Source organism: Paenarthrobacter sp. NPDC089714 (genome assembly GCF_044748905.1).
Lineage (GTDB): Bacteria > Actinomycetota > Actinomycetes > Actinomycetales > Micrococcaceae > Arthrobacter.
The window spans coordinates 25,027-46,631 of record NZ_JBIVGX010000019.1 but is presented as its reverse complement, the minus strand read 5'-3'; the positions used below and the strand labels follow the sequence as shown (position 1 = coordinate 46,631).

The 21,605-nt window shown below is 61.0% G+C and carries 20 protein-coding genes; 6 read left to right on the top strand and 14 right to left on the bottom strand.

The genetic code is table 11. The annotated features are described in order from the left end of the window. Positions 1-3: 3 nt before the first annotated feature. From hisD to ACIPY3_RS21445, 4 genes are all read left to right on the top strand, one after another. Positions 4-1,326 (top strand): histidinol dehydrogenase, encoded by a 1,323-nt coding sequence (hisD, locus tag ACIPY3_RS21460; RefSeq protein WP_400337258.1) that lies wholly within the window; start codon positions 4-6, stop codon positions 1,324-1,326. 55 nt (positions 1,327-1,381) lie between these two features. Beyond that, positions 1,382-2,041 (top strand): TetR/AcrR family transcriptional regulator, encoded by a 660-nt coding sequence (locus ACIPY3_RS21455; protein WP_400337256.1) that lies wholly within the window; start codon positions 1,382-1,384, stop codon positions 2,039-2,041. Positions 2,042-2,283: 242 nt separating this feature from the next. Further along, positions 2,284-4,971 (top strand): aminotransferase class I/II-fold pyridoxal phosphate-dependent enzyme, encoded by a 2,688-nt coding sequence (locus tag ACIPY3_RS21450; RefSeq protein WP_400337255.1) that lies wholly within the window; start codon positions 2,284-2,286, stop codon positions 4,969-4,971. After that, positions 4,971-5,225, top strand: coding sequence for a hypothetical protein (locus ACIPY3_RS21445; protein ID WP_400337253.1), 255 nt, complete (start codon positions 4,971-4,973; stop codon positions 5,223-5,225). The genes ACIPY3_RS21450 and ACIPY3_RS21445 overlap by 1 nt, the downstream gene beginning before the upstream one ends. Before the next feature lie 546 nt (positions 5,226-5,771). Here the strand turns inward: ACIPY3_RS21445 and ACIPY3_RS21440 are convergent. The 13 genes from ACIPY3_RS21440 to ACIPY3_RS21380 form a co-directional block, all read right to left on the bottom strand. After that, positions 5,772-6,716, bottom strand: coding sequence for an ABC transporter substrate-binding protein (locus ACIPY3_RS21440; RefSeq protein WP_400337252.1), 945 nt, complete (start codon positions 6,714-6,716; stop codon positions 5,772-5,774). Positions 6,717-6,856: 140 nt separating this feature from the next. Continuing rightward, positions 6,857-7,681, bottom strand: coding sequence for an ABC transporter permease (locus tag ACIPY3_RS21435; protein ID WP_400337250.1), 825 nt, complete (start codon positions 7,679-7,681; stop codon positions 6,857-6,859). After that, on the bottom strand, positions 7,678-8,520 hold the full coding sequence (locus tag ACIPY3_RS21430; protein ID WP_400337248.1) for an ABC transporter ATP-binding protein: 843 nt from the start codon (positions 8,518-8,520) through the stop codon (positions 7,678-7,680). Before ACIPY3_RS21430 ends, ACIPY3_RS21435 begins: the two co-directional genes overlap by 4 nt. 1 nt (position 8,521) lies before the next feature. Next, a complete protein-coding gene (locus ACIPY3_RS21425; protein WP_400337246.1) occupies positions 8,522-9,535 on the bottom strand; it encodes an ABC transporter substrate-binding protein in 1,014 nt (337 codons plus the stop codon). Between the two features lie 38 nt (positions 9,536-9,573). Continuing rightward, entirely contained in the window at positions 9,574-9,786 is a 213-nt protein-coding gene (locus ACIPY3_RS21420; RefSeq protein WP_400337244.1) for a tautomerase family protein, read from the bottom strand. Between the two features lie 34 nt (positions 9,787-9,820). After that, on the bottom strand, positions 9,821-11,230 hold the full coding sequence (locus ACIPY3_RS21415; RefSeq protein WP_400337242.1) for an MmgE/PrpD family protein: 1,410 nt from the start codon (positions 11,228-11,230) through the stop codon (positions 9,821-9,823). Continuing rightward, positions 11,227-12,003 carry an HpcH/HpaI aldolase/citrate lyase family protein gene (locus tag ACIPY3_RS21410; RefSeq protein ID WP_400337240.1) on the bottom strand — a complete coding sequence of 259 codons (777 nt, stop codon included), beginning with the start codon at positions 12,001-12,003 and terminating at the stop codon, positions 11,227-11,229. The genes ACIPY3_RS21415 and ACIPY3_RS21410 overlap by 4 nt, the downstream gene beginning before the upstream one ends. Next, entirely contained in the window at positions 12,000-12,854 is an 855-nt protein-coding gene (locus ACIPY3_RS21405) for an SMP-30/gluconolactonase/LRE family protein (protein ID WP_400337238.1), read from the bottom strand. Before ACIPY3_RS21405 ends, ACIPY3_RS21410 begins: the two co-directional genes overlap by 4 nt. A 142-nt stretch (positions 12,855-12,996) precedes the next feature. Continuing rightward, complete coding sequence (locus ACIPY3_RS21400; protein ID WP_400337236.1) at positions 12,997-13,893, bottom strand: LysR family transcriptional regulator; 897 nt, start codon at positions 13,891-13,893, stop codon at positions 12,997-12,999. A gap of 373 nt (positions 13,894-14,266) precedes the next feature. Then, positions 14,267-14,563, bottom strand: a complete 297-nt coding sequence (locus ACIPY3_RS21395; protein WP_400337235.1) for a hypothetical protein — start codon at positions 14,561-14,563, stop codon at positions 14,267-14,269. Next, a complete protein-coding gene (locus ACIPY3_RS21390) occupies positions 14,560-15,342 on the bottom strand; it encodes an MBL fold metallo-hydrolase (protein WP_400337233.1) in 783 nt (260 codons plus the stop codon). The genes ACIPY3_RS21395 and ACIPY3_RS21390 overlap by 4 nt, the downstream gene beginning before the upstream one ends. Beyond that, complete coding sequence (locus ACIPY3_RS21385) at positions 15,339-16,583, bottom strand: amidohydrolase (RefSeq protein ID WP_400337232.1); 1,245 nt, start codon at positions 16,581-16,583, stop codon at positions 15,339-15,341. Before ACIPY3_RS21385 ends, ACIPY3_RS21390 begins: the two co-directional genes overlap by 4 nt. Next, positions 16,580-18,001, bottom strand: coding sequence for an MFS transporter (locus tag ACIPY3_RS21380; protein ID WP_400337230.1), 1,422 nt, complete (start codon positions 17,999-18,001; stop codon positions 16,580-16,582). The genes ACIPY3_RS21385 and ACIPY3_RS21380 overlap by 4 nt, the downstream gene beginning before the upstream one ends. Positions 18,002-18,092: 91 nt before the next feature. Between ACIPY3_RS21380 and ACIPY3_RS21375 the strand changes: the two genes are divergently transcribed. Continuing rightward, positions 18,093-19,115, top strand: a complete 1,023-nt coding sequence (locus tag ACIPY3_RS21375) for an AsnC family transcriptional regulator (RefSeq protein ID WP_400337229.1) — start codon at positions 18,093-18,095, stop codon at positions 19,113-19,115. A gap of 25 nt (positions 19,116-19,140) precedes the next feature. Beyond that, positions 19,141-20,025, top strand: a complete 885-nt coding sequence (locus ACIPY3_RS21370) for a DeoR/GlpR family DNA-binding transcription regulator (protein ID WP_400337227.1) — start codon at positions 19,141-19,143, stop codon at positions 20,023-20,025. A 104-nt stretch (positions 20,026-20,129) separates the two neighbouring features. Here ACIPY3_RS21370 and ACIPY3_RS21365 read toward each other — a convergent pair whose 3' ends face one another. Further along, positions 20,130-21,458, bottom strand: coding sequence for an MFS transporter (locus tag ACIPY3_RS21365; protein ID WP_400337226.1), 1,329 nt, complete (start codon positions 21,456-21,458; stop codon positions 20,130-20,132). Positions 21,459-21,605 lie beyond the last annotated feature (147 nt).

The following is a 21,605-nucleotide window of genomic DNA, read 5'->3' as shown; positions in this document are numbered from 1 at the left end:
ACCATGATTTCCCTTACCGACCTCCGCGGTCTCGAATTCACCAATGACCTCCTGCCACGGGCGGAGGTTGACATCGAAAGCACGGCCGATGCGGTCCGGCCCTTGCTTGAGGAGGTCCGGACCGGGGGAATGGAGGCCCTTCTCAGTCTCTCGGAGCGCCTGGACGGCGTCCGCCCGGACTCCTTGCGGGTTCCACGGCACGTCATTGAAGCTGCCGCGGACGGACTGGACGAGGATGTCCGCGCAGCCCTGCTGGAATCCATCAAGCGCGCCCGTCGCGTCCACGAGGACCAGGTCCGCCGCGACACCTCCACCGTGGTCGCTGACAACGCAGTCATCACCGAGCGGTGGCTTCCCGTGGACCGCGTCGGCCTGTACGTGCCAGGCGGCCGCGCCGTCTACCCCAGCTCAGTGGTGATGAACGTCGTCCCCGCCCAAGCCGCCGGTGTCCCATCCATCGCCATCGCTTCCCCGCCGCAGAAGGAATTCGGCGGATACCCGCACCCCTCGATCCTTGCCGCAGCAGCACTGCTGGGCGTGGACGAGGTCTACGCCGTCGGCGGCGCCCAAGCCATCGCGTTGTTCGCCTACGGGGCGCCGGCCACCGCCGACGAGGAAACAGTCCGGCCCGTGGATTTGGTTACCGGCCCTGGCAACATCTGGGTCGCCACGGCCAAGCGGCTCCTGAAAGGCCGGATTGGTATCGACGCCGAAGCGGGCCCAACCGAGGTCATGATCATCGCCGACGAACAGGCAAACCCAGCCTGGCTCGCAGCTGACCTGATCAGCCAGGCAGAACACGACGTCCTCGCGGCAGCGGTTCTGGTCACCGACAGTGAAACTTTAGCCCACGAAGTCATTGCTGAACTGGGCGTGCAGGTGCCAGAGGCCAAACATGCTGCCCGGATCGAGGAAGCGCTGCGGGGCCGGCAGTCAGGCATCCTTCTCGTGGAAAACCTGGACAAGGCTGTGGAAGTAGCCAACGGCTACGCCGCGGAGCACCTTGAGATTCAAACAGCCGACCCTCAGGCAACGGCAGCGCGGATCCGTAACGCCGGTGCGGTGTTCGTCGGAGGGTACGCACCTGTGTCTCTGGGTGACTACTGCGCCGGTTCCAACCACGTCCTGCCCACAGGAGGGACCGGACGGCACTCCAGTGGCCTGTCCGTGCAGAGCTTCCTGCGGGGAATTCACTTCATCGAGTACAGCCGCGAGGCCCTGCACAAGGTCGCAGGCCATGTGAAGCTTCTGTCCGAAACGGAAAACCTACCGGCACACGGCCGTGCGGTCACCATCCGCGAAGACCGTCCCGTCCGGGCCGATTAGGTCATCAAGCGGTAACCTCCGCGTAAAAGCAAGGCTATTTGAGAAGATGGCAGACGTGACCAGCTCATCCCGTGGAACCAAAGCCCGTACCTCCTTGATTGGCGCTGCCGGACGCATCGTCAGCGAAAAAGGTATCGGCGGAGTGCGGATCCGCGAAATCGCCGCCGAGGCCGGGGTGTCCCCGGCGGCGGTGCTCTACCACTACCCGGAAACCGATGACCTGATGCTCGACGTGCACAGGGCAGCCGTTGACGAGTACGTCGAAGCACGCCGCGCCGAGCAGCAACAAAGCTTCGATCCACGGCACCGGCTTGTCTCAGCAGTCATCGCCGGTGTCCCGCCGTACGCGAACCCCGCCACCATCCGGCAACTCTACGAAATGCACGGACTGGCCCGGCGCAGCCCCGCACACGCGGACCTGATGGCATCGCTCTGGAAACGCGAACACTCCCAATACGTCACAGTCATCGAGGACGGCATACGTCTGGGGTATTTCAGCCCCAACCGCAAACCTGCCGAGGTCGCCCGGATGCTGTTGTCCATGGAAGACGGCCTCGTGCTTCACCTGGTCAGCGACAACAAATACCTCACCGCCGATAAAGTAATCGAAACCTTCCTCCACTTCGCCGAAGACGCCCTTCAATGCCCAGGGCTCATCAGGCTCTCCCGGCGCCTGACCAAAGCATTGAACGAAGCTATGGAGAACGAAGACTAAGACACAGCGCGGGCTTGGGACCCACCCACGTCCCAAGCCCGCCCCACACCACGTTTCCCTCCGCAGGGCGTCCCCGTGCTTGAGCTCCTGGCCTGATCGGAATGTCCGGCATGGCAGACGCTTTGAGGACCGGTGTCATGGTTCCGGCCCTGCCGTGCCTGAAAGCATGATGGGACCTCCCGACAACTCTCTGGGTTACTCACCCATGCCCCTGATACGACGACGTATGTAAGAGAAGGCAGATGATTCTCCACCCAGCCCAACTTGAACCAGGCGCTGCCAGCGCCGGAACCCCGGAAAGCGCGTGGAGAACACGGCGCGACGCCTGGGAGTTCCTCAGCTACATACTCAACGAACTGGTACAAAGCCGATCCCGCAATGACCATGCGGGTTCAACCCACGACATCGACCAGGTCCTCGAGCTGCTGGCCTCGCTGGAGCCGTACTGGGCAGTCCCCGGCCAGGAGTCGGTTAAAGCCATCGGTGACCTCATCGCCGAGGGCCGGCCACGGGACGCCCTTGACCACGTCGAAGCGGTCAACGACCTCCTCGGAAAGCCGGACATCCCGGCACCCGTTGATCCCATCGACCCGGACATTTCGGCCGTGAAAAGGATGAAGGCCCGGCCGGCCATTGAAATCCTCGTCGTTGACGACGGTCCCGCCGACGAAGCCGAACTCTTCACCCGGGCCATCAAGGAAAAGCGCCGCGACACCGACGGATTCAGCTACGAAATCAACGTCCTTCCCAGCGTCGAAGACGCCATCGTTGCCCTGACCATCAACCCGAACATCCAAGCCATTATCATCTGCCCGCGCTTCGCCCTCCACACCACACAGCACCTCAGCGAAACCCTGCGCTCCTTCGTCAACAGCAGGATGGCAGGAAAGTTCACGGTCCGCAGGCCCATACGACGCATCCTCGACTTCGCCGACGTCATCACGGCCATCCGACCCGAACTGGACCTCTACCTGGTCGCCGGAGTAGCGCTCGAAGCGATGGCCGGTTCTCTGACCGGGCGCTTCCGCAGGATCTTCGCCCGAACCGACGCCCTGGACCTGCACCTGTCCATCCTCGGTGGCATCACCGACCGCTACGAAACACCATTCTTCACCGCCCTGCAGCAACACAGCCGCCGCCCCGGGTCCGTCTTCCATGCCCTGCCCATCTCCCGCGGCGGGTCCGTGCAAAACTCGCCCTGGATCAGCGACCTTGCAGACTTTTACGGCACCAACCTGCTCATGGCCGAAACCTCCGCTACATCCGGCGGGCTGGACTCGCTCCTGGACCCCCACGGGTCCATCAAAGAAGCCCAACAGCTCGCCGCACGAGCCTTCCGAAGCCACCGAACCTACTTCGTCACCAACGGAACCTCAACAGCCAACAAAATCGTCCACCAATCCATCGTCGCCCCCGGCGACATCGTCCTGGTCGACCGCAACTGCCACAAATCCCACCACTACGCCCTCGTCCTAGCCGGCGCATCAGTGACCTACCTGGACGCCTACCCCCTCGATGAGCACTCCTTATATGGGGCGGTGCCGCTGCGGGAGATCAAAGCGAAACTGCTGGCGCTCAAGGATCAAGGACAACTGCACAAGGTCACAATGCTCACGCTGACCAACTGCACCTTTGACGGGATCGTCTACGATCCCCGCAAGGTCATGGAAGAATGCCTCGCCATCAAACCAGACCTCGTCTTCCTCTGGGACGAAGCCTGGTTTGCGTTCGCCGGCTCCCACCCCATCTACCGGAAACGCACCGCCATGCAAGCAGCAGCAGACCTGGAAGAAGCCTTCACAGACCCGTCCTACGCCCGGAGGCACGAAGAACAAGCACAAACCCTCAACGCGCCAGCCGACACGGAAACGTGGGCCGAGACCGCGCTGCTTCCAGACCCCCGAAAAGCACGCCTCAGGGTCTACGCCACCCAATCCACTCACAAAACCCTGACCTCTCTGAGACAAGGCTCCATGATCCACGTCTTCGATCAGGACTTCGCCACACGCAACGGCGACGCCTTCCGCGAAGCATTCATGACACACACATCCACGTCGCCGAACTACCAAATCCTGGCCTCGCTGGACATCGGACGCCGACAAGTTGAACTCGAAGGCTACGCACTGGTCCAGAAACAAGCAGACCTCGCCACCACACTCACCACTGCCATCAACAAACACCACCTGCTGGGCAAGTACTTCAAAGTTCTAGGCACCCACGACCTCATACCGCACCCGTACCGCGACAGCCACGACCACTTCCCAGCCACCGCGGGCCTAGGAAACTGGGACAAGGCCTGGACTACTGACGAATTCGTAGTCGACCCCAGCCGTATCACCCTCGATATCCGGGCCTCCGGCATCGACGGGGACACGTTCAAACACGAATACCTCATGGACAAACACAGCATCCAGGTCAACAAGACCAGCCGGACCAACGTGCTGTTCATGACTAACGTCGGAACCTCGAGAAGTTCCGTGGCGTACCTCATAGAAGTGCTCGTCAAGATCGCCGAGCAACTCGAACGTGAGAAAACCGGAACGCTCTTCACCCGGCAACTAAGAATCGTCCCCGCGACCCCCACAACGCCATCACTCCCGCACTTCAGCGCCTTCGCGGCACCCTTCCAGACGGCCGGCACCCTGGCCGGTGATATGCGCTCGGCCTACTACCTCGCCTACAAACCCGGTGCTACCGAACATCTCACCTCCACACAGATCCGACGGCGCATGACAGAACGCGAGGTCATTTCCGCCAGATTCGTCACCCCCTACCCACCCGGGTTCCCAGTCCTTGTACCCGGGCAAATCTTCAGCGACGAAATCCTCAACTACATGGACTCACTCGACACCAGAGAAGTCCATGGATACCAACCCCAACTCGGGTACTCAGTCTTCACCTCTGTTGCCTTCGAAGAACAGGAAACCTGATGAAGCAATCGCAGGCCATTCCCGCGGACACGGCTTCCCCACCACAACCCCTACCGGACGTCATCGAAGTCAGCGTAGACACACGGAAAGACCTCGAAACCAAACTGGACACAGCAACCAATATCGCCATCGAACGAGGCTGTGCCGACGGGAAACGAGGAATTCTGTTGACCAGATACGGACCCGGCTCCTTCACAGTCGAACTCACGGATACCGTTCCATATGGGACAGTGATGGAACGGATTCACGCGTAACGTAAGTTCTCCAGCTACTTCCATTCCCATAATCGGGTCGAGAAGGAATTCCGATGAAGTGGCCAGATCTTCATCTCCACACCCCTGGTTGGTGTCCGGATAAAGCCAGAATCCCTTTTACTGACACTGGCTAACGGAACTTCTAAGTACCTACCCTGACAGCCGAAGAAAAAGGAAACCCGGGGACAACACGCTCGAATCAGCCCGAATACGGAAATGATGACGTCGGTTGGGGCGTATAGGGGACTACCTCACTAGGCCACAACATCCGAGGACTCACCGGAGATCGGCCCCCAGTCATGTCCTCCCACGTCAGCGGGATCCAACGTCAAGTTGGGGTGTACCCTGCTCTGATTTTTCTCTGAAGTCCCGATATTCTCGGCTCGGACGGCCCCGAAGTGTCAAGGAGCGGCAAAAGATCCGGGACCGGACAGATTGGACCGTGGAGACGGAACCTACGCTGGGGTGTCCGTCCTGGACTGTCCCGAGTTCACGTTTCCTGGACGAGCTCACGGGGACTCGATATGGGATTCTTCTGACCCGCGATTACTTCGAGGCTGTTGCGGGGGCGGGCAGGTAGTCGGGAGAGTAGAGTTCGCTGGCCGAAGGAATGTTTGAGAGGCTGGAGAATTTCTTGGAGAGCTCCAGCCACCTGTTCAGTCCATCCTCGTTGATGGACCCGTCGGGGGAGTAGGCTGCTTTGGCTCGTTCGTATGATGCGCGCGCGTCGTCCAGGCTGACTTTGGAGTCTTCGGACAGGATTTTTGTTGCGTCTTCGGGGTGGTCGAGGATCCATTGTGTTGATTCGGTAGAAGCGGCGAGGAATTTCTTGATGCTGTCCGTTTTCGTACTGAGTTTTCGCTCGTTGGAGGCATAAACCTGGGCGGGCATGTCCGGGAAATCATCGCCGAGGACGCTTAGTGGGTTCAATCCCGCGGCTTCGGCTTTGATGTCGAACGGGGGAACGAGCATGGTGCCGTCCACCTGTTCGGTGGTCACGGCTGCGTATTTTGCCGCCATTGTGCCTGTGGCCACGAAGGTAACCTGGGACGGGGCCACTCCGTGGCTGTCCAGGTAGGCGCGGACGAGAATCTCCTCGCCGCTTCCCGGGCCTACGAGGCCGATTTTCTTGCCGATGAGGTCTTTGGCGGATGTGATGGCCGGTGACGTTTCGAGCCGGTACTGGACCTGGTTGAGGAGGTTTCCGACCATGGTCATTTTGCTTCCTGCGGAGGTGACCGCCACGACGCCTTCGGGGAGCATTGCTGCGAGGTCGGCTTGGCCGCTGGCGACCGCGGCGGCTGCTTCGGCGCTGGACTTTACTTTGATGACTTCGAGGTCAAGTCCGTGCTTCTGGAAGATCTTTTGTTCAAGTCCTGCAGTGACTCCCAGGAAGGAGCTGCCGGTGATGGACGAAACCAGTGTGATCTTATGGTCGGGTCCTGCGTTGTCTTGGTTTCCGCCGTTGCTCCCGCAGCCGGCTGAGGCCATCAGAACGGAGCTCAGAATAGCCGCTATGAGACCGGTTCTTACAGTTTTCAGGGAAGTGGGGCGGGGCATTCGTGGACCTTCACTGTTGGGATATAGCTGAACGTGGAAGATGGGCGGGCTGTTGCCGCCCATCTTCTGTTTTAGTCTCCGAGGACGGGTGTCCGCCATGGGGCGAGCTTTCGCTCGAGTACTTTGATGAGTGCCATGATGATCACTGATACGACGACCATGATGAGTACGCCGGCGAGGTAGCGGGGTGTGTTGAACACTTCCGCGTCAGCCCTGATCCGGTAGCCAATGCCTTCTGTTGCGGCGATGTATTCACCGACGACGACGGCGATCATGCCTTTGCCGATCGCTAGGCGGAGCCCGGTGACGAAGAAGGGTACGACCGAGGGGAAGATGACGTCCCGTTGGATGGCCCAGCCGTTGGCGCCGAAGGACTTGGCGGCCCTCATCAGCGAGCGGTCGGTGTTCCGTACACCTTCCATCATGTTGATCAGGACGGGGAAGACCGCCAGGATCGCGACGTTGGCAATTTTTGATCCGATGCCAAGACCGAACCAGATAACCATCAAGGGGGTCAGGACGAGGATGGGGGTGGAGTACAGGGCGGTGACTACAGGGTCGAAGGCCCAGTACAGGCGCTTGGAGGTTCCCAGCATGATGCCAACAGGGACGCCGATGCCCAGGGCAATCATCATGCCCAAAAGGAATTCGATGCCGGTGACGCGCAGGTCTGAAAGCAGGGGCCCGGTGGTCAGGGAGAGGAAGCCCTCCCAAATGACCGATGGGTGGCTGAAGAACAGGGGATCCCAGAGGTTCATGTTTCCGGCGATCTCCCAGATGGCGAAGATGCCGACGACGGTGGCGACAGGCAGCCAGCGTTTTTCGTTTTTCTTCAGCCAGCTGGGCTTTGGTCGCTTGAGTGGGCTGCTGGGCGCCGGTTTGGTTGTGGTGCTCATGGCTTTTGTCCTTCTTCGCGTGCCTGGACTGTGAGGACTTCGGACTTGAGATGGTCCCAGAGCAAGTCCCGTTGAGCGTCGTAGCGTTCCCTGTACTCCGGGGATGATTTCGGTCCGAAGTCTGGTCGGACTTCGTCACGGATTGTTCCGGGGCGGGCTGTCATGAGCAGGACACGGTCTGACATCTGCAGTGCTTCATCGAGGTTGTGGGTGACGAACACGACGGTGCGGCGCTCTTCGGAGACCAGTTTAAGCAGGTCTTCGCGCAATAGTTCGGCGTTTTGGGCATCGAGAGCGCCGAAGGGCTCGTCCATCAGCAGCAGCCGTGGTTGGACGGCGAAGGCACGTGCGATGCCGACTCGTTGTTGCATGCCGCCGGAGATTTGGTGCGGGTACAGGTCGAAGGCGTGGGAGAGCCCGACCCGGTTGATGTACTCCCGGGCAAGGTCCAGCCGTTCCTTCTTTGAAAGGTCGGTCCGGCGGTAGTTCAGGCCCAGCATGACGTTGTCACGGACGGTTTTCCAGGGCATGAGCGCGAAGTTCTGAAAGACCATGGCGCGTTGCTTCAGGGTCTCCTGCACGGTTGATCCGAAAATCTCCACGTTGCCCAAGTCGGGTTTGACTACGCCGTCGAACATGGAGAGCAGGGTGCTCTTCCCGCAGCCACTGGGGCCGATCAGGGAAACGAACTCGCCTTCGGCGACATCGATGCTGATGTCCTGCAGGATGATTTCTTTGCCGTACCCGAAGGTGACGTTCTGGACGGAGATGGCAGCGGTTTCGGTGCCCGGCATCCGTGCTGGCTCCAGTCCTCGGTGGGAAGCGGTGGTCATGATCATCTCACTTTCCTGGGAGGTACTGGGCGTCGTAGACGTCGGCGATGTTGGGGATCTTGGCCAGCTGTGCGTACTTCTGGGACAGTTCAAGCCACTTGGTCAACCCTTGGTTGCTGATGGCGCCGTCCAGGGAGTAGGCGTCTTTGGCCCTGTCGTAGGAGGCTTTGGCGTCTTCGGGGCTGATTTGAGCGTCTGAGGCCAGGATCTTGGTTGCTTCGTCGGGGTGATCCACAACCCATTGTGCTGATTCGGTGGCGGCAGCCATGAACTTCTTGACGGTTTCGCCGTTGGTTTTCAGTGAGCGGTCGCTGGAGGCGAACACCTGTGCCGGGATGTCTTGGAAGTCTTCGCGCAGGATGCTGAGGGGGTGCATTCCGGCGGTTTCGGCTTTGAGGTCGTAGGGCGGAACGAGCATCGCGCCTTGGATTTGCCCGGACGTCAAGGCTGCCAGTTGGGCAGGTTGGGGACCGGTGGCCACGAACGTGACCTGCGACAGATCGACGCCGTTCTCTGCCAGGTAGGCTTTGGCGAGAATTTCACTGCCGTTGCCCGGTCCAACGACGCCGACCTTCTTCCCGGCCAGGTCCTTGGCGGTCTTGATGGACTCTGGAACTTCAAGTCGGTGTTGGACTTGGTGGAGGAGGTTTCCGACCATTTTCATTTGGCTGCCTGCAGCGACAACGGCTACGACGCCTTCGGGGACCATGGCTGCGATGTCGGCCTGGCCGCTGGCCACGGCTGCGGCGGCTTCGGCGCTGGACTTGACCTTGATCAGGTCAATCTCGACGCCGTGCTTCTGGAAGATACCCTGCTCGATACCGGCGGTAACTGCCAGGAAGGAGCTGCCAGTGATCGAGGAGACCAGGGTGATCTTGGTCGTTCCATCCGAACTGCCCTGGGCAGTAGGGCTGGTGTTTCCGCCGCAACCCGTGGTGGCGGCAAGGGCCAGTGCGGCCATGGCGCCGACGAGCACGGCTGACCGGCGAGACATGACGGCCTTCTTAAGCTGATTTTTCATTACCAACGCTCCTTTGCGTTTGGTGTTGGACGGGGTGGTCAGGGTGCGGTTTTTACGGGGGCAGGGTCCATGTCGCTGAACAAGACCCCGCCGCGGGCCAGGTCGGTGCGTTCGATCTCGAAGAAGGTAATGCGGACACCGTCAGGTTTGATTCCGAGCGCGGATACTGCGGCCTCGGTGATTCCGTTGACGAGCTCTCGACGCTGGTCCAGGGTGCGGCCTTTGAAGATTTCGATGGTGATGTTAGGCATTTTGGTTTCCTTTGATGAGTTCGTGCGGGTGTCGTCAGACGCTTGCTGTCGCGCGGCCGGCCAGGTGTGTTTGCTCGGCGAAGAGGCTGCGGATTCTGGGTAGTTGGTCCATTGACCACAACTGGGCGCCAAGGGTGGCCGCATCCCACGGTGTTGCCGAAGAGGTCAGGCAGTCGTTGAATTTGTTCTGGATTTCCTGGTCCGTGAGGGGGTCAAGGGTGAACCCGTGAGGCATGTCGGCGCGGGTTATCTTTCGGTCGCCGTCGTTGAAGTGGACCTCTACCGTGGCGTACCAGCGTGTGAATTCCTCCGGCCCGGTCGGCGGTACAGGGTTCTCGTGTGTTCGGACCCTTCTGAGCAGTTGCTGCAGATCGGTTCGCTGGACTGTCGCATCCGTGAAGGTCTTCAGTGTCGGCGGGCCGTCAGCCAGAGCAGCGGCAACGGTGTATTCGAGGCTGAACTTTGCTTGCAACCCCGTTTCCGGGCGGTGGTGGATGGGCCCCACCAAGCCCGTTGGTTGAACAGTGACGTCCACTGACTCGATCGCCTCGATGTCGAGGACCTGCCCCCGCAGTTCTGACGCGGCTCTGGCGGCCGGGTGTACGGCGTAGCAGGCGGGAAACGTTTTGACGTTCAGTCCACGCGTTGTGACAGTCCAGCGTTCCTCCAGGACAGGTTCGACTTTCCTCAGGTCCGGGTTGACCCCGAAGACCTTGAAGAACCCGAGCGGCGCCTCCAGCTGGTCCGGATCTGCGTCGTAACCACGTTCGGCAAGATCAACGGCGAGCACCGCGTTGGAGGCCGCCAAGCCAGCATGCAGAGGCTTAGTCACAAAACCGCAGTTCTGCCGGCTCCCGCCGGCCATGGACGCCGCGAGGCCGAGCGCATAGCGTGTTTGCAAAATGGTCAGCTGCCGCAAACGGGCAACAGCGGCCGTCGCGCCGATAATGCCGACCGTGCTGGTCGCATGCCAGCCCTCCTGCCAGTGGGCCCGTACTGGCAGCCCGGCCGAAACTGCGCACATCACTTGGTGGCCGATGACGTAGGCATCAAGGATGTCCCGCCCGGAGACATCGGCCGCCTCTCCGGCTGCCAGGAGCGCTGGGATCAGCACGACGCTGGGATGCCCGTTGGTGTCCACGAGGTGGTCATCGTAGTCGTCTGCGTGGCCGGCTGTGGCGTTCAGCAGGGCCGCTACATGGGCCGGCGCCTTGCCGCCGGTGGCAAGGACCGTGGCTCCGTGCTCCGCCGGCGGCGGCGTCAGAACCGTTTCCATCAACGCCCTGGAGGCAATATCGTGCGTACCCAGCACCGCTACTGCAAGGGTATCGACCAAGGCGCGGGTTGCTATGCGGCGGGCGGCATCCGGAATGTCGGCCGATTCGGTACAGATCGCGAACTCGGCGATAGATCGGGTGATCCGGGGTGTGGCATCGATGGTCAATGGACGGCTCCTGCCAGGTTTGGGGCTGTGCGAAGTTGGCTGACTGCCGTGGACATGAGGCGGGACTGTGCTGATAGAAGGAAAGTGGCCCCCTTTTGCATCGCCGCCACCGTCTGTTCGGGAGTGCTCGCCGACATGCCCACGGCCTTCCCGGCCGCCAGCGACCGGGTCACGATGTCATCAATGACGTCCTGAACGCGCTCGTCCTGGACTTGGCCCGGGATGCCCAAGCTGGCGGAGAGGTCGAAGGCCCCCACGAACACGGCGTCCACGGCATCGGAGGCCAGAAGTTCATCGAGAACAGCAACAGCTTCGATGCTTTCGACGTGGATGATGAGGGTGATGTTCTCCTGCGAGTCCTCAATCAGCTGCCCGTAGCCGCCGGGGTAGTGCCCGAACCTGCTGTTGCGGCAGCGGCCCAGGCCACGTAACCCTTCGGGGGCGAAACGGCAGGCCTGCACTACCGCTTCAATGTCTTGCCGGGTCCTGACGTGGGCTATCTGCAGGGCGGAGACTCCGGCATCCAGATACGTTCCGATGGATTCCGCGTCCGCGGTGGTTTTGACGATCAGGGAACCTCCGCCGGCCTTGCACGCGCGGGCCAGTTCAGCGATCTGCTGTCCTGAAGCTGAGACGTGTTCTGTGTCCACGGCGACAGCGTCGACGCCGAGCTCGGCAAGGAATTCTGCCGCCGCAGGTTCCGGGAAGTCGAGGGTGGTGACAAACACCGGCGACGACGAACGGAGGAGAGACCGGAAGCTACCGGCGCTCATGGCTGGGTTGATTCACGGAACGGGTGAAGCGGAAGGCCCGCGGCCGGCCAGTCCGCTTCCAGAACCTGGCCGTTATCGGAGTCCGTAACGGCCAACTTGCCGGCGGAGGAGATCGCGACGTTGGTGTACTTTTGGCCGTCACCGATCTTGATGACGTCCAGGAGGGTGCCTTCAGGGTTGTAGACCTGCAGATCGCCGGGGGCCGTTCCGGTGATCGCGCCGATCACGAGGTTGCCGTCTACATCCCAGGCGAATCCGTCCGGGCGTCCATGGTCGAGCTGGACGTGCAGTTCGGGCTTGCCAAGTCGTTCACCGGCGGCGAAGGGGAAACGAAGGATCCGGCCCTCTCCACCCTGGGCGACGAAGATGCTGTCATTGTCGGTGCTGAAACCGATGCCATTCGGGAACCATCCCACTGACAGCAGCAACTCAGCTTCGCCGGTTGCGACGTCGACGCGCCACAGACGTCCGTCGTCACGGCGGGGTCCACGGCTGGGATCGGTGACGTAAAGATACCCGTCGGGGCCAAAGCATAGGTCGTTGGGATAGATCGGGTCAGTGGTGAGGGTAACGACCGTCCCGTCCGGGTGGATGGCCTGGACGCCGCCGCTGACACCCTCAGTCCGCTTTGCGGGCCACTGACCGCCATTCTGAGCGACATAGATGATGCCATCGCGGCCCTCAGCTGCGCCGTTCGGTCCGGCACCCGTGCGGGCCAGGACCTTAGTCTCGCCGTTTGCTGTTTCGTAGACGACGCCCTGATCAATCGATACATACGCAAGGCTTCCACGCTGGGTATAAACGGGGCCTTCGGTGAATCCAACGCCGGTAGCAAGGGTCTGAAATTCCATGAGTATTCCTCGGGAGTTAAGTTTGCGGGGCTTGTCAGAGGAGAGATTTCCCTGTGATGAAGCTGACAAAACAACCGTAGATCCCGGGCATACTTCGAAACAACCGATCTAAGGCGATCAATCGATCGAATATATCGAATGATTAGAGGGGTATTAGTCCGCTCTTGAACTTCCGAGCGACGCCGATGGCCGCCTTCACTGCGGGAGAGTCACCTTCCGGCGACCACGCCATGTGCAGGGCAATCTTGGGCAGTGGTCCCCGCAGAGGCACGAACACCAGATCCCGCCTAGGCGCGAAGCGGAAGGAATCGGGCTGGACGGACACGCCCAAGCCGGAGGCGATCAGGGCCAGCTGGGTCGCCATGTCGTGGCTTTCAATGATCCGCCGGGGACTGCATCCATGCCGGTAACAGGTAGCGATCAGGACGTCGTACAGCTCAGGGTTGGAAATACGGGGCCAGTACACAAAATCTTCACCGTCAAGGTCCTGGATCTCGAGAAAGTCCGCTCCGGCATGCTTGTGCGTGGTCGGCAGCAAAGCCGTCAACGGCTCATCAAGGACTTTCTCAAGCCGGACACCACGGACGGGCTGAACACTTCGAACGAAGCCCAGATCGATCTGCCCCTGCGACAACTGACGCAGCTGCGCCGCGGTACTCAACGAAGCGATCGTTATCTCAAGATCCGGGCTTTCGCGCCGCAGTTCCTTCAGCAGATGCGGAACCAGATAATTCATCGCCGGACCAACAGCACCGATGCGCAACGTACCCTGATGGCCCGCCGCTACCGCAGCGACCTGCTTCTCAACACGATCCAACTCATCCAGCAGACGCCTCGAACCCTCCAGCAATGCCTGGCCGGCCGCCGTCAAATGGACTGACCTGCTCGTGCGCGAGAGCAGCTCAGTACCGAAATGGGCTTCCAAAGCCCGCACCTGGTCGCTGACCGTTGACTGCGAAAGCCCCAGATGCCGGGCCGCCTTGCCAAAATGCAGATCCTCCGCGACAGCTGAGAAAACCCGCAACTGCTTGAACTCCATGGCACCGAGCCTAACCGTTAGGTCAACTATCGAAGACCCGCTACGTGGGGCAGCCCTCTTTCACGAAGATGCATTGCCCTTTTTAGCCTCGCGGGAAGACCCACTTCCCGAAGCCATGGAAGCGAAACCAGTCATAGCGCGTCAATCACATCGAGCTACCAAAGGCGGCTCCAACCAAAGGCAGCAGCCGGTCGAGCGTTGGCCTCTGAATAGAGCGCTGTTCCGTTTGCCTGACAGCGGCACTGCAGTGCGTCTTTAGAATTTTCTACGGTAGGGCCGCACCTCAACGGTGCGGTCCCGCCGTCGAACGCAACGTGCACCTTCCCTTACACGGAAGGTGCACGTTCTGCGTCGGGACACCAAGTTCGTCCGATCAAGCGGTGTCAATCTCTCTACGCCGGGACACTATTTGCGCTTCTTCGTTGTCGAGTAGTCTTCGCCCCAGCCCTCCGTCGAGCCAGATCCAGCTCATGGTTCCATCGGTGGTGACATCATCAATGACTCCGGTGGCGAGTATCCCGTCGATGAGAAGCCTCACGGCGGTTCCTCGTCGGAGAGCGCTGTGGTTTGCCAGGCCAAGCTGGGTGTCTGTGGAAGTTTCGACCCATTCGATGCTGCCTGTTTCTTGGACGTCGATCCACCGGAGGTGCAGGTACTGCTCTGTGGTCATGCGCCGTGGAGTGAGAGGTAGGACGTGGCTATGTCTTCGACTTGCCGGCGGGTTAGCGGTGTTCCGTGCCCGGGCATGGCGAGTTCGAAGTCCAGTTGAAGGAGTTGCTCCATGGTTTGGAGGTAGTCGGACCTGCTGGCGCCTGCTATTTGATCCAGAAGGTTTCCTTCGTAGATGACGTCACCGGTATAGAGACGCTTGTTGACACGGTCCAACAGGCAGATGCTGCCGGGGGAGTGTCCTGGGGTCGCGAGGACCTGCAGTTCGTGCGTGGCCGTTGTGATGGTGTCGCCATGCTTGAGGAGACGGGTGGGTTTGCTGCCCAGGAGGCGGTAGCTCCCGAGTTGGTAGTGGGTGGAAGGAAGCTTGCTCAACATGACGTGTTTGCTCGTTTCCTCGGTGTAGGGAAGGCCTAGGGCGGGGTACAGCTCGGAGGTCTCCAGCGAAGCTTGGAGGGGGCGCTCCAAGGATGGGGCTTCGTTTTTGTGGATGGCTATGTCGTCGAATTCATGCGCGCCGCCGCTGTGGTCCAGGTGCGCATGGGTTAGAACGAGTAGAGGATTGCGGCTGAACAGTTCGGGTACTGAGGCTTTGAGGGGTACCACACCGAGCCCGGCGTCGATCACGATGTCCTGTTCGCCTTGGAGCCACCAGATGTTGGCTTGAAGGGTGGGGTGGACGTGCGGTTCGGTGATGTTGATGAGGTCGTGGGCTGTTCTGGTCAGGGAGTACCAGGGCTGTGCCGGCCCGGTGCTGGCTTCGGGGTTGTGGGTCTTCATGTGCTGGTCTCCTGAGCCATGCGGGACTGGCTGTGGTTCGGTTGCGTCCTTTGCAGCAGTCGCTTCCGTTCGCGGTCGGTGATGGCGGCTGTGGTTGCTGCGGCGGCAAGGCCGTATGCGGCGTCGAGGACTGCTTCGTCGGCGGAGGGCGTGGTGCCGTACCGCGCAAACTCCGCTGTGTGGTGGACGGCCCCGTGAACGTTGTAGCCAATCATGGGGTGTATGGCCGGAACGACCTGGGATACGTTGCCCATGTCAGTTGAGGCAGTAGCCTCAGTCGTTACCGCTACGGTCCGCCCCAACTCAGCCATGGCGGCGCGGTATGCCTCGCACAGGTAGGGGTCCTGGGTGAGTTCTTCGTAGGCATTGCCGCTGGGCGTGATGGTCAGTTTGCTGCCGGTCGCGACAGCGCCCGCCTCCAGGCACCGCGCGATGGTGTTTTGGATTGTTTGTAGTTGGGCTGCGGTGGGAGCGCGCATTTCCAGTGTTGCGCGTGCCCGGCTTGGGATGACATTGGGGGCCGTGCCGCCTTCGGTGACGATCAGTGATACGACGGACCCTCCGGGAAGTTGTTGGCGGGCCAGGCCAATCGCGGTTTGGGCGATGACGACGGCGTCCAGGGCGTTGATCCCTTCGTGCGCTGCGAGGGCAGCGTGGGCCGGAAGCCCCTCAAACACTGCCTCCCACTCTGTCATCGCCAGCGAAGTGTTTCCCACGGTGTCTTCTGCGGCTGCGTGGGCCATTAAGGCCAAATGTGCGTCGTCAAAGAAGCCCTGCTTGAGCAGCTCGGCTTTGCCGCCGATGGACTCCTCTGCAGGAGTTCCCAGGACTTTGATGGTGAGGCCGGCTTGATGGGCCACTGACGTCAGCGCCAGGGCGGCACCGAGGGCTGCTGCGGCGTTGACGTTGTGTCCGCAGCCGTGGCCAATTCCCGGCAGGGCGTCGTATTCGACGCACAACACCACCACAAGTTCGCCTGATCCAAAGCGTGCACAGAAGGAAGCCGGAACTCGGGGCTGTTCGGATTCGAAGGTGAACCCGGCGTTTGCCAGGACGTCCGCGGCGCGTCGTGCTGCGCGGAATTCCTGACCACTCAGTTCCGGATCGGCGTGGATGGCGTGGCTGAGATTGATGATGTCCGTGCTGCGACGGGTTAGTTCGTTCTTGATTTTGTAGCGGAGGTTGGCCATGGCTGCATCAGCGGCGGATGTGGGTGGTTCTACCCTGGTGGCGGTTTTCATGCCTGCCCCGCCCGTGCTTTGTTGTAGCGGGCTGACGCTAGCGCTGCCAAGGCCGCTGCTGCGGCAAGGGCCGCCCAGATGGCGATGATCCCACCGCCGGTGATGGAACCGGCTACGACGTTGGACGACGCGATCAGTTTCACGACGGCGGCTCCGACTGCGGCGCCGACGGAGAGGGCGAGTTCGTTGAGTCCGGCTGCGGTTGAGGTCTCTTCAACGGGGACGCCTTCGACTGAGAGCGCCCTCGTGCCGGCTTGATACATGCCCAGGCTGAGATTGAACAGGGCAAAGCCGATGCAGTATCCGGTGAACGAGGCGTGAGCGAAGATCATGACGATGAAACCGCCGGCTAGGAGCGCTCCAGCGATTACCAGGGTGGCCTTTTCTCCTAGCATGGTCATGACGCGGGCGGTGAGCAGGGAGGACAGGAAGGCCAGAACGCAGCCGGCAAACATCACGATGGCGATAGTCAGGGCACCGGAGCTGAATCCGTACCCGGTTCTAAGCGGGTCTGCATGAAGGAAGATCCCGTTGACGCCGAAGTAGCTGATGGATGCGAAGCCGAAAAAGTAGGTCGCGATCGACACCACGCGTACACGCGGGTTTGAGAGGAGCCGGAGGTCCATGAACCGCTGCTTCGAAAGTATGTTCTTCCGGCTGTCCTGGGTAAACCACCACACCAGCAGTGAGAGGCCAGCGAGGCCGGAAAGGAGGGTGCGGACGTCGACCCAGCCCCACTCGGGACCCATGGACAGGGCGACGACGAAACCTATCAACCCCAGGGAGCAGGCAATCAAAGGGACGACCGCGATCCGTTCGCGTGTCGGGACCCCGGCATCAGGCAGGAGGAATGAACTGATGAGAGCGGCCACTGCGAACGGGACCGCGACCCACAGACCAAGAAGGGGATCAGTCGCGCCGACGATGCCGGCGAGCAGCCCTCCGCCACCTACGGTGAGCATCAGGACGCCGATCATGACTGCGACGCCCCGGCGTGTCTCGGCCGGGCTGGTTGTCCGGAGGATGCCCATCATCAGGGGGATGAAGCCCACGACGAAAGTGAGCATCACGACACCGACGGTGACTGTCAGCAGCGAGGGCCAGATCGCCATGATGAGCACGCCGGCTGCGACGATGGCCGTGGACCAACGGAGGACCAATCGGTATCCGTAGCTGTCGCCCAAACGCGAAATGATCGGAGTGACTACCGCGAAACTGACTCCGGAGATCAGAAAGATGCCGTTGATGGTCGGGTCGTCGATGGAGAACACGGGTCCCAGTGCTGGGAGGATGGGGTTCAGGTACCCCTGGGTGATGCCACTAAGGGCTTCGATGATGGCCATTGCCAGGAGCATGCCGTAAAGTGCCCGGCGGCTCGTGCCGCTTGTCCGGGCCGATGCTGCTGCCTCGTTCAACATATGTTTCCTTGTTGACTAGTGCGAAACGGTGATACAAATCACGGTAGAATCGGTTCTCCAACTTCTCAGAAATTTGCGTGAAATCTCCAAAATGCCCACATCACCGCCGGAATCTGCCACAATCACTGAACTGGATCTTGAGATAGCCGGTGCTCTGGAAGTGAATCCCCGTGCGGACTGGACCCTCCTGGGGCGAGCCCTCGGCGTCTCTGCTTCCACCGTGGGCCGGCGGTGGGCGTATCTGCAAGAACACGGGCTGGCATGGGTGACGGTGGCCCCCGGTGAGCGGTTCCTAAGCAATGCAAGTGCAGCTTTCATTAACCTGTCCGTGAAGCCAAGCCGCTATCAGGCAACCATTGAACACCTCTGCAGCGTCCCGGAATTCGCCACGGTCTCGATGGTTTCCGGTGCCTACGATGTGCAGCTGGACTGCTTTGCCCACAGCAACGAGCAGCTGATGGCCACCATTAACACGGCGTTTGAGAACCTGAAAGGTATATCCAGCAGGAACGTCATCTTCTTGACGGTGCTTTACCGGCACGGTTCGCAATGGAGCAGCGGCAGCCTCGCACCGGATCAGGCCCAGCTCATTCGTCAGCGGGGTATGGAAGCTTCGGGCCCCGGTCTTGGAAGCTCCCTGCAGGACCGTCTCTTATCGGAGCTAGCCCGCAACGGAAGGGCGAGCTGGTCAGATTTGGCTGCGGCATGTGCAGTCTCCGCCCAGACTGCTCGGCGTCGCGTGGAACGTTACCTGGCGACGGGCTATTTCTCCCTCCGGTGTGACACCTCACCTGCACTCCAGGCAGGGCGCAGGGAAATCAGCCTTGGCCTCAACGTTCCGGCCCCCCATGTTGAGGTTGCAGGTCATTATTTCTCCAGTCTGTCCAGCTGCCGGGTCAGTGCACAGGTGCTCGGGAGCGAGAACCTCACGGTGACGCTCAGGGTTCGCGACTATGCGGAGGTTCAGTACCACGAGAAGGAACTCCATGCGTTGGCGCCGGGGAGCACCGTGGTGTCCAGGCAGGCAGTGATCAGAACGTATAAACGCATGGGGCACCTTTTGGACGCAAATGGTCATCGCCAGGGTTTTGTGCCTTTGCCGTTGTGGGCATGAGAACCGCCGGCCGCGGCGTGGGACGATGGATGCAACAGAAGAACAACAGCGGATTATCACGTTAGGGGGCCTCGTGGGATCGGGTGCCGAATCTGGGGAGGAGCTCCGTTACACGACGGCAAATGCCAGGCGGGAACGGCTGGTGGCTGTTACTGAGGAGCAGGGGTATTGCACCACGGCGGAGTTGTCCCGGATTTTTGGTGTTTCGGAGATGACTGTCCGCAGGGATGTCGCGAAGCTGGTCGCCGAAGGTCGACTGCGCGGGGTTCATGGCGGTGTGAGTTCGCTCGGCTCCCAGGACTTGCAGGGCAGCCAGTTCAACGTTCGGTTGGTCAGCCATGGGGATGCCAAGAATGCCCTTGCTGCCAGAGCGCTGGAGCTGTCGGCCGATGACACGGTGATCGCGCTGGATGCAGGCACAACCGTGGCTTTGTTCGCCGAGCAAATCCCTGCCACTGGGCGGCTGCGGGTGGTGACTGCGTCTCTTCCGGTGATTACGGCGTTGTCGGCGAACCGTGCGGTTGAAGTGGTTTCGCTTGGCGGTGTGCTCCATCCGGAGACATTGTCGTTTGCCGGCCCCTCCACTGTCAGGGATATCGAGGATCTTCAGGTTGAAACCCTGTTTTTGGCAGCGTCCAGCCTGAGCGAACGTGGCGCGTTTTGCGCCAACGATTTCGACGCCCTGACCAAACGTGCGTTGATCGCGGTATCGCACCACGTCGTGTTGCTGGCGGACTCCAGCAAATTCGCTGCCCGGGCAATGGTAAAGGTTTGCGGCTGGGATGCCATTGATACCTTGATCACCGACGACGGCCTGGACCGTGAAACTGAAAGCTATCTCGTCGATAGTGGCGTCAAAATCATCAAGGTCCCGCTCCAGGCAACGGTTGCGGATCAGGCTACGGCCTGATCCGGGACACTCGGTGGTCGAACCCCTAGAGCATCCGTAGCCCGGAAGGCCGGGACGCTGTGAGCGTCCCCGGCCTTCCGTTTTGCCGCGGCGGTTGGCGTCAGTTACTGGCCTGAGCCGGCTGGGCTGTTGTGCATGGCCGTTTCTGTCGCGGCCGGTTGTGCCTCCCGGCTTTGGGTGATGATGAGGCGGCGGACAGGGATGAGCATCAGTAGACCGTAGATGGCGAAGATGACCAGGAAGAACAGCCCGGATTGCGGACTGCCGGTGGCATCGGTAACTGCGCCGACACCGTAGGGGCCGACGAAACCGCCGATGCTTCCGACCGAGTTGACGAAAGCGAGCCCGGCCGCGGCGCCGCCGCCGGTGAGGACCCGGGAGGGCAAGGACCAGAAGATGGGCTGGCCGGCGAAAATCGCGAAGGCTGCAACGCACAGGGCAACGAGCTGCATCCACGGTTGCTGCAGGACGGCGCTGGCCGCCAGTGCCACCGCTGCCAGGGCGAGGGTCCAGGCGATGTGCGCGAACGGGCTGTTGCGGCGTTCGGCGCGGCGGGGGATGAGCAGCAACGCGATGGTCGCTGCGATCCATGGGAGGGTGGAGAGCCATCCGGTGACGACGTTGCTGACTCCGAAATTCTTAATGATGGTCGGCAACCAGAGGGATAGCCCATACCCGGTCAGGGGATAGGTGAGGAAGAAGGCCGCGAGGGTCAGGACCTTCGGGTTCTTCAGTGCGTGCAGCGGATGGGCGACAGTCTTGGCACCGACGGAGAGGTCTTCGCGGTGCAGATCTTCGGCGATCATGTCCTTTTCCTGCTGTGTGAGCCATTTGGCTTCGCCGGGGTTGTTGGGCAACCACTTCAGGACGGCGAATGCCAACAACACAGGTGGGGCGCCGACGACGATGAACAACCACTGCCAGCCCGCCAGGCCTGACACCCCGTCGAGGGCGAGCAGGCCACCGGACAGGGGCCCGCCAATGGCCAGTGCAATCGGGTTGGCCAGCAGGAACAAACCCACGATGCGTGCTCGCTTGGTCGCCGGGAACCATTGCGTGATGAGGAACAGGATGCCTGGGTAGAAGCCGGCCTCCGCCGCCCCCAAGAGGAAGCGAAGGACATAGAAGGTGACCGGTCCGTTGGTCATGGCCATGAGCATGGTGATGATGCCCCAGGTGATCATGATCCTGGCGAACCAGATCCTGGGACCGGCCTTGAGCAAGATGAGGTTACTCGGAACTTCAAACAGTGTGTAGGCGACGAAGAAGAGACCGGCGCCCAGGCCGTACACGGCCGCGCTGATTCCGACGTCGGCTTCCATCTGAAGCTTGGCGAATCCGACGACCGACCGGTCGATGTATGCGAAAAGGTAGATCACCACCAGAAGTGGCAACAGGCGAAGGGTCGCCTTTTTATACACGCTGCTGAGCATGAAGTCCTCCTTGACCTCGCACCGTTAATCATCCTCGGTGCTGTCCGTGCTGGGGAGTGTCCTAAGTAACACTCGGATGTAACAACGATAGCGATAAATGTTAGAGAGTCAACAAACTTCACAAATAAGTGGTTGTTTAAAAACAAA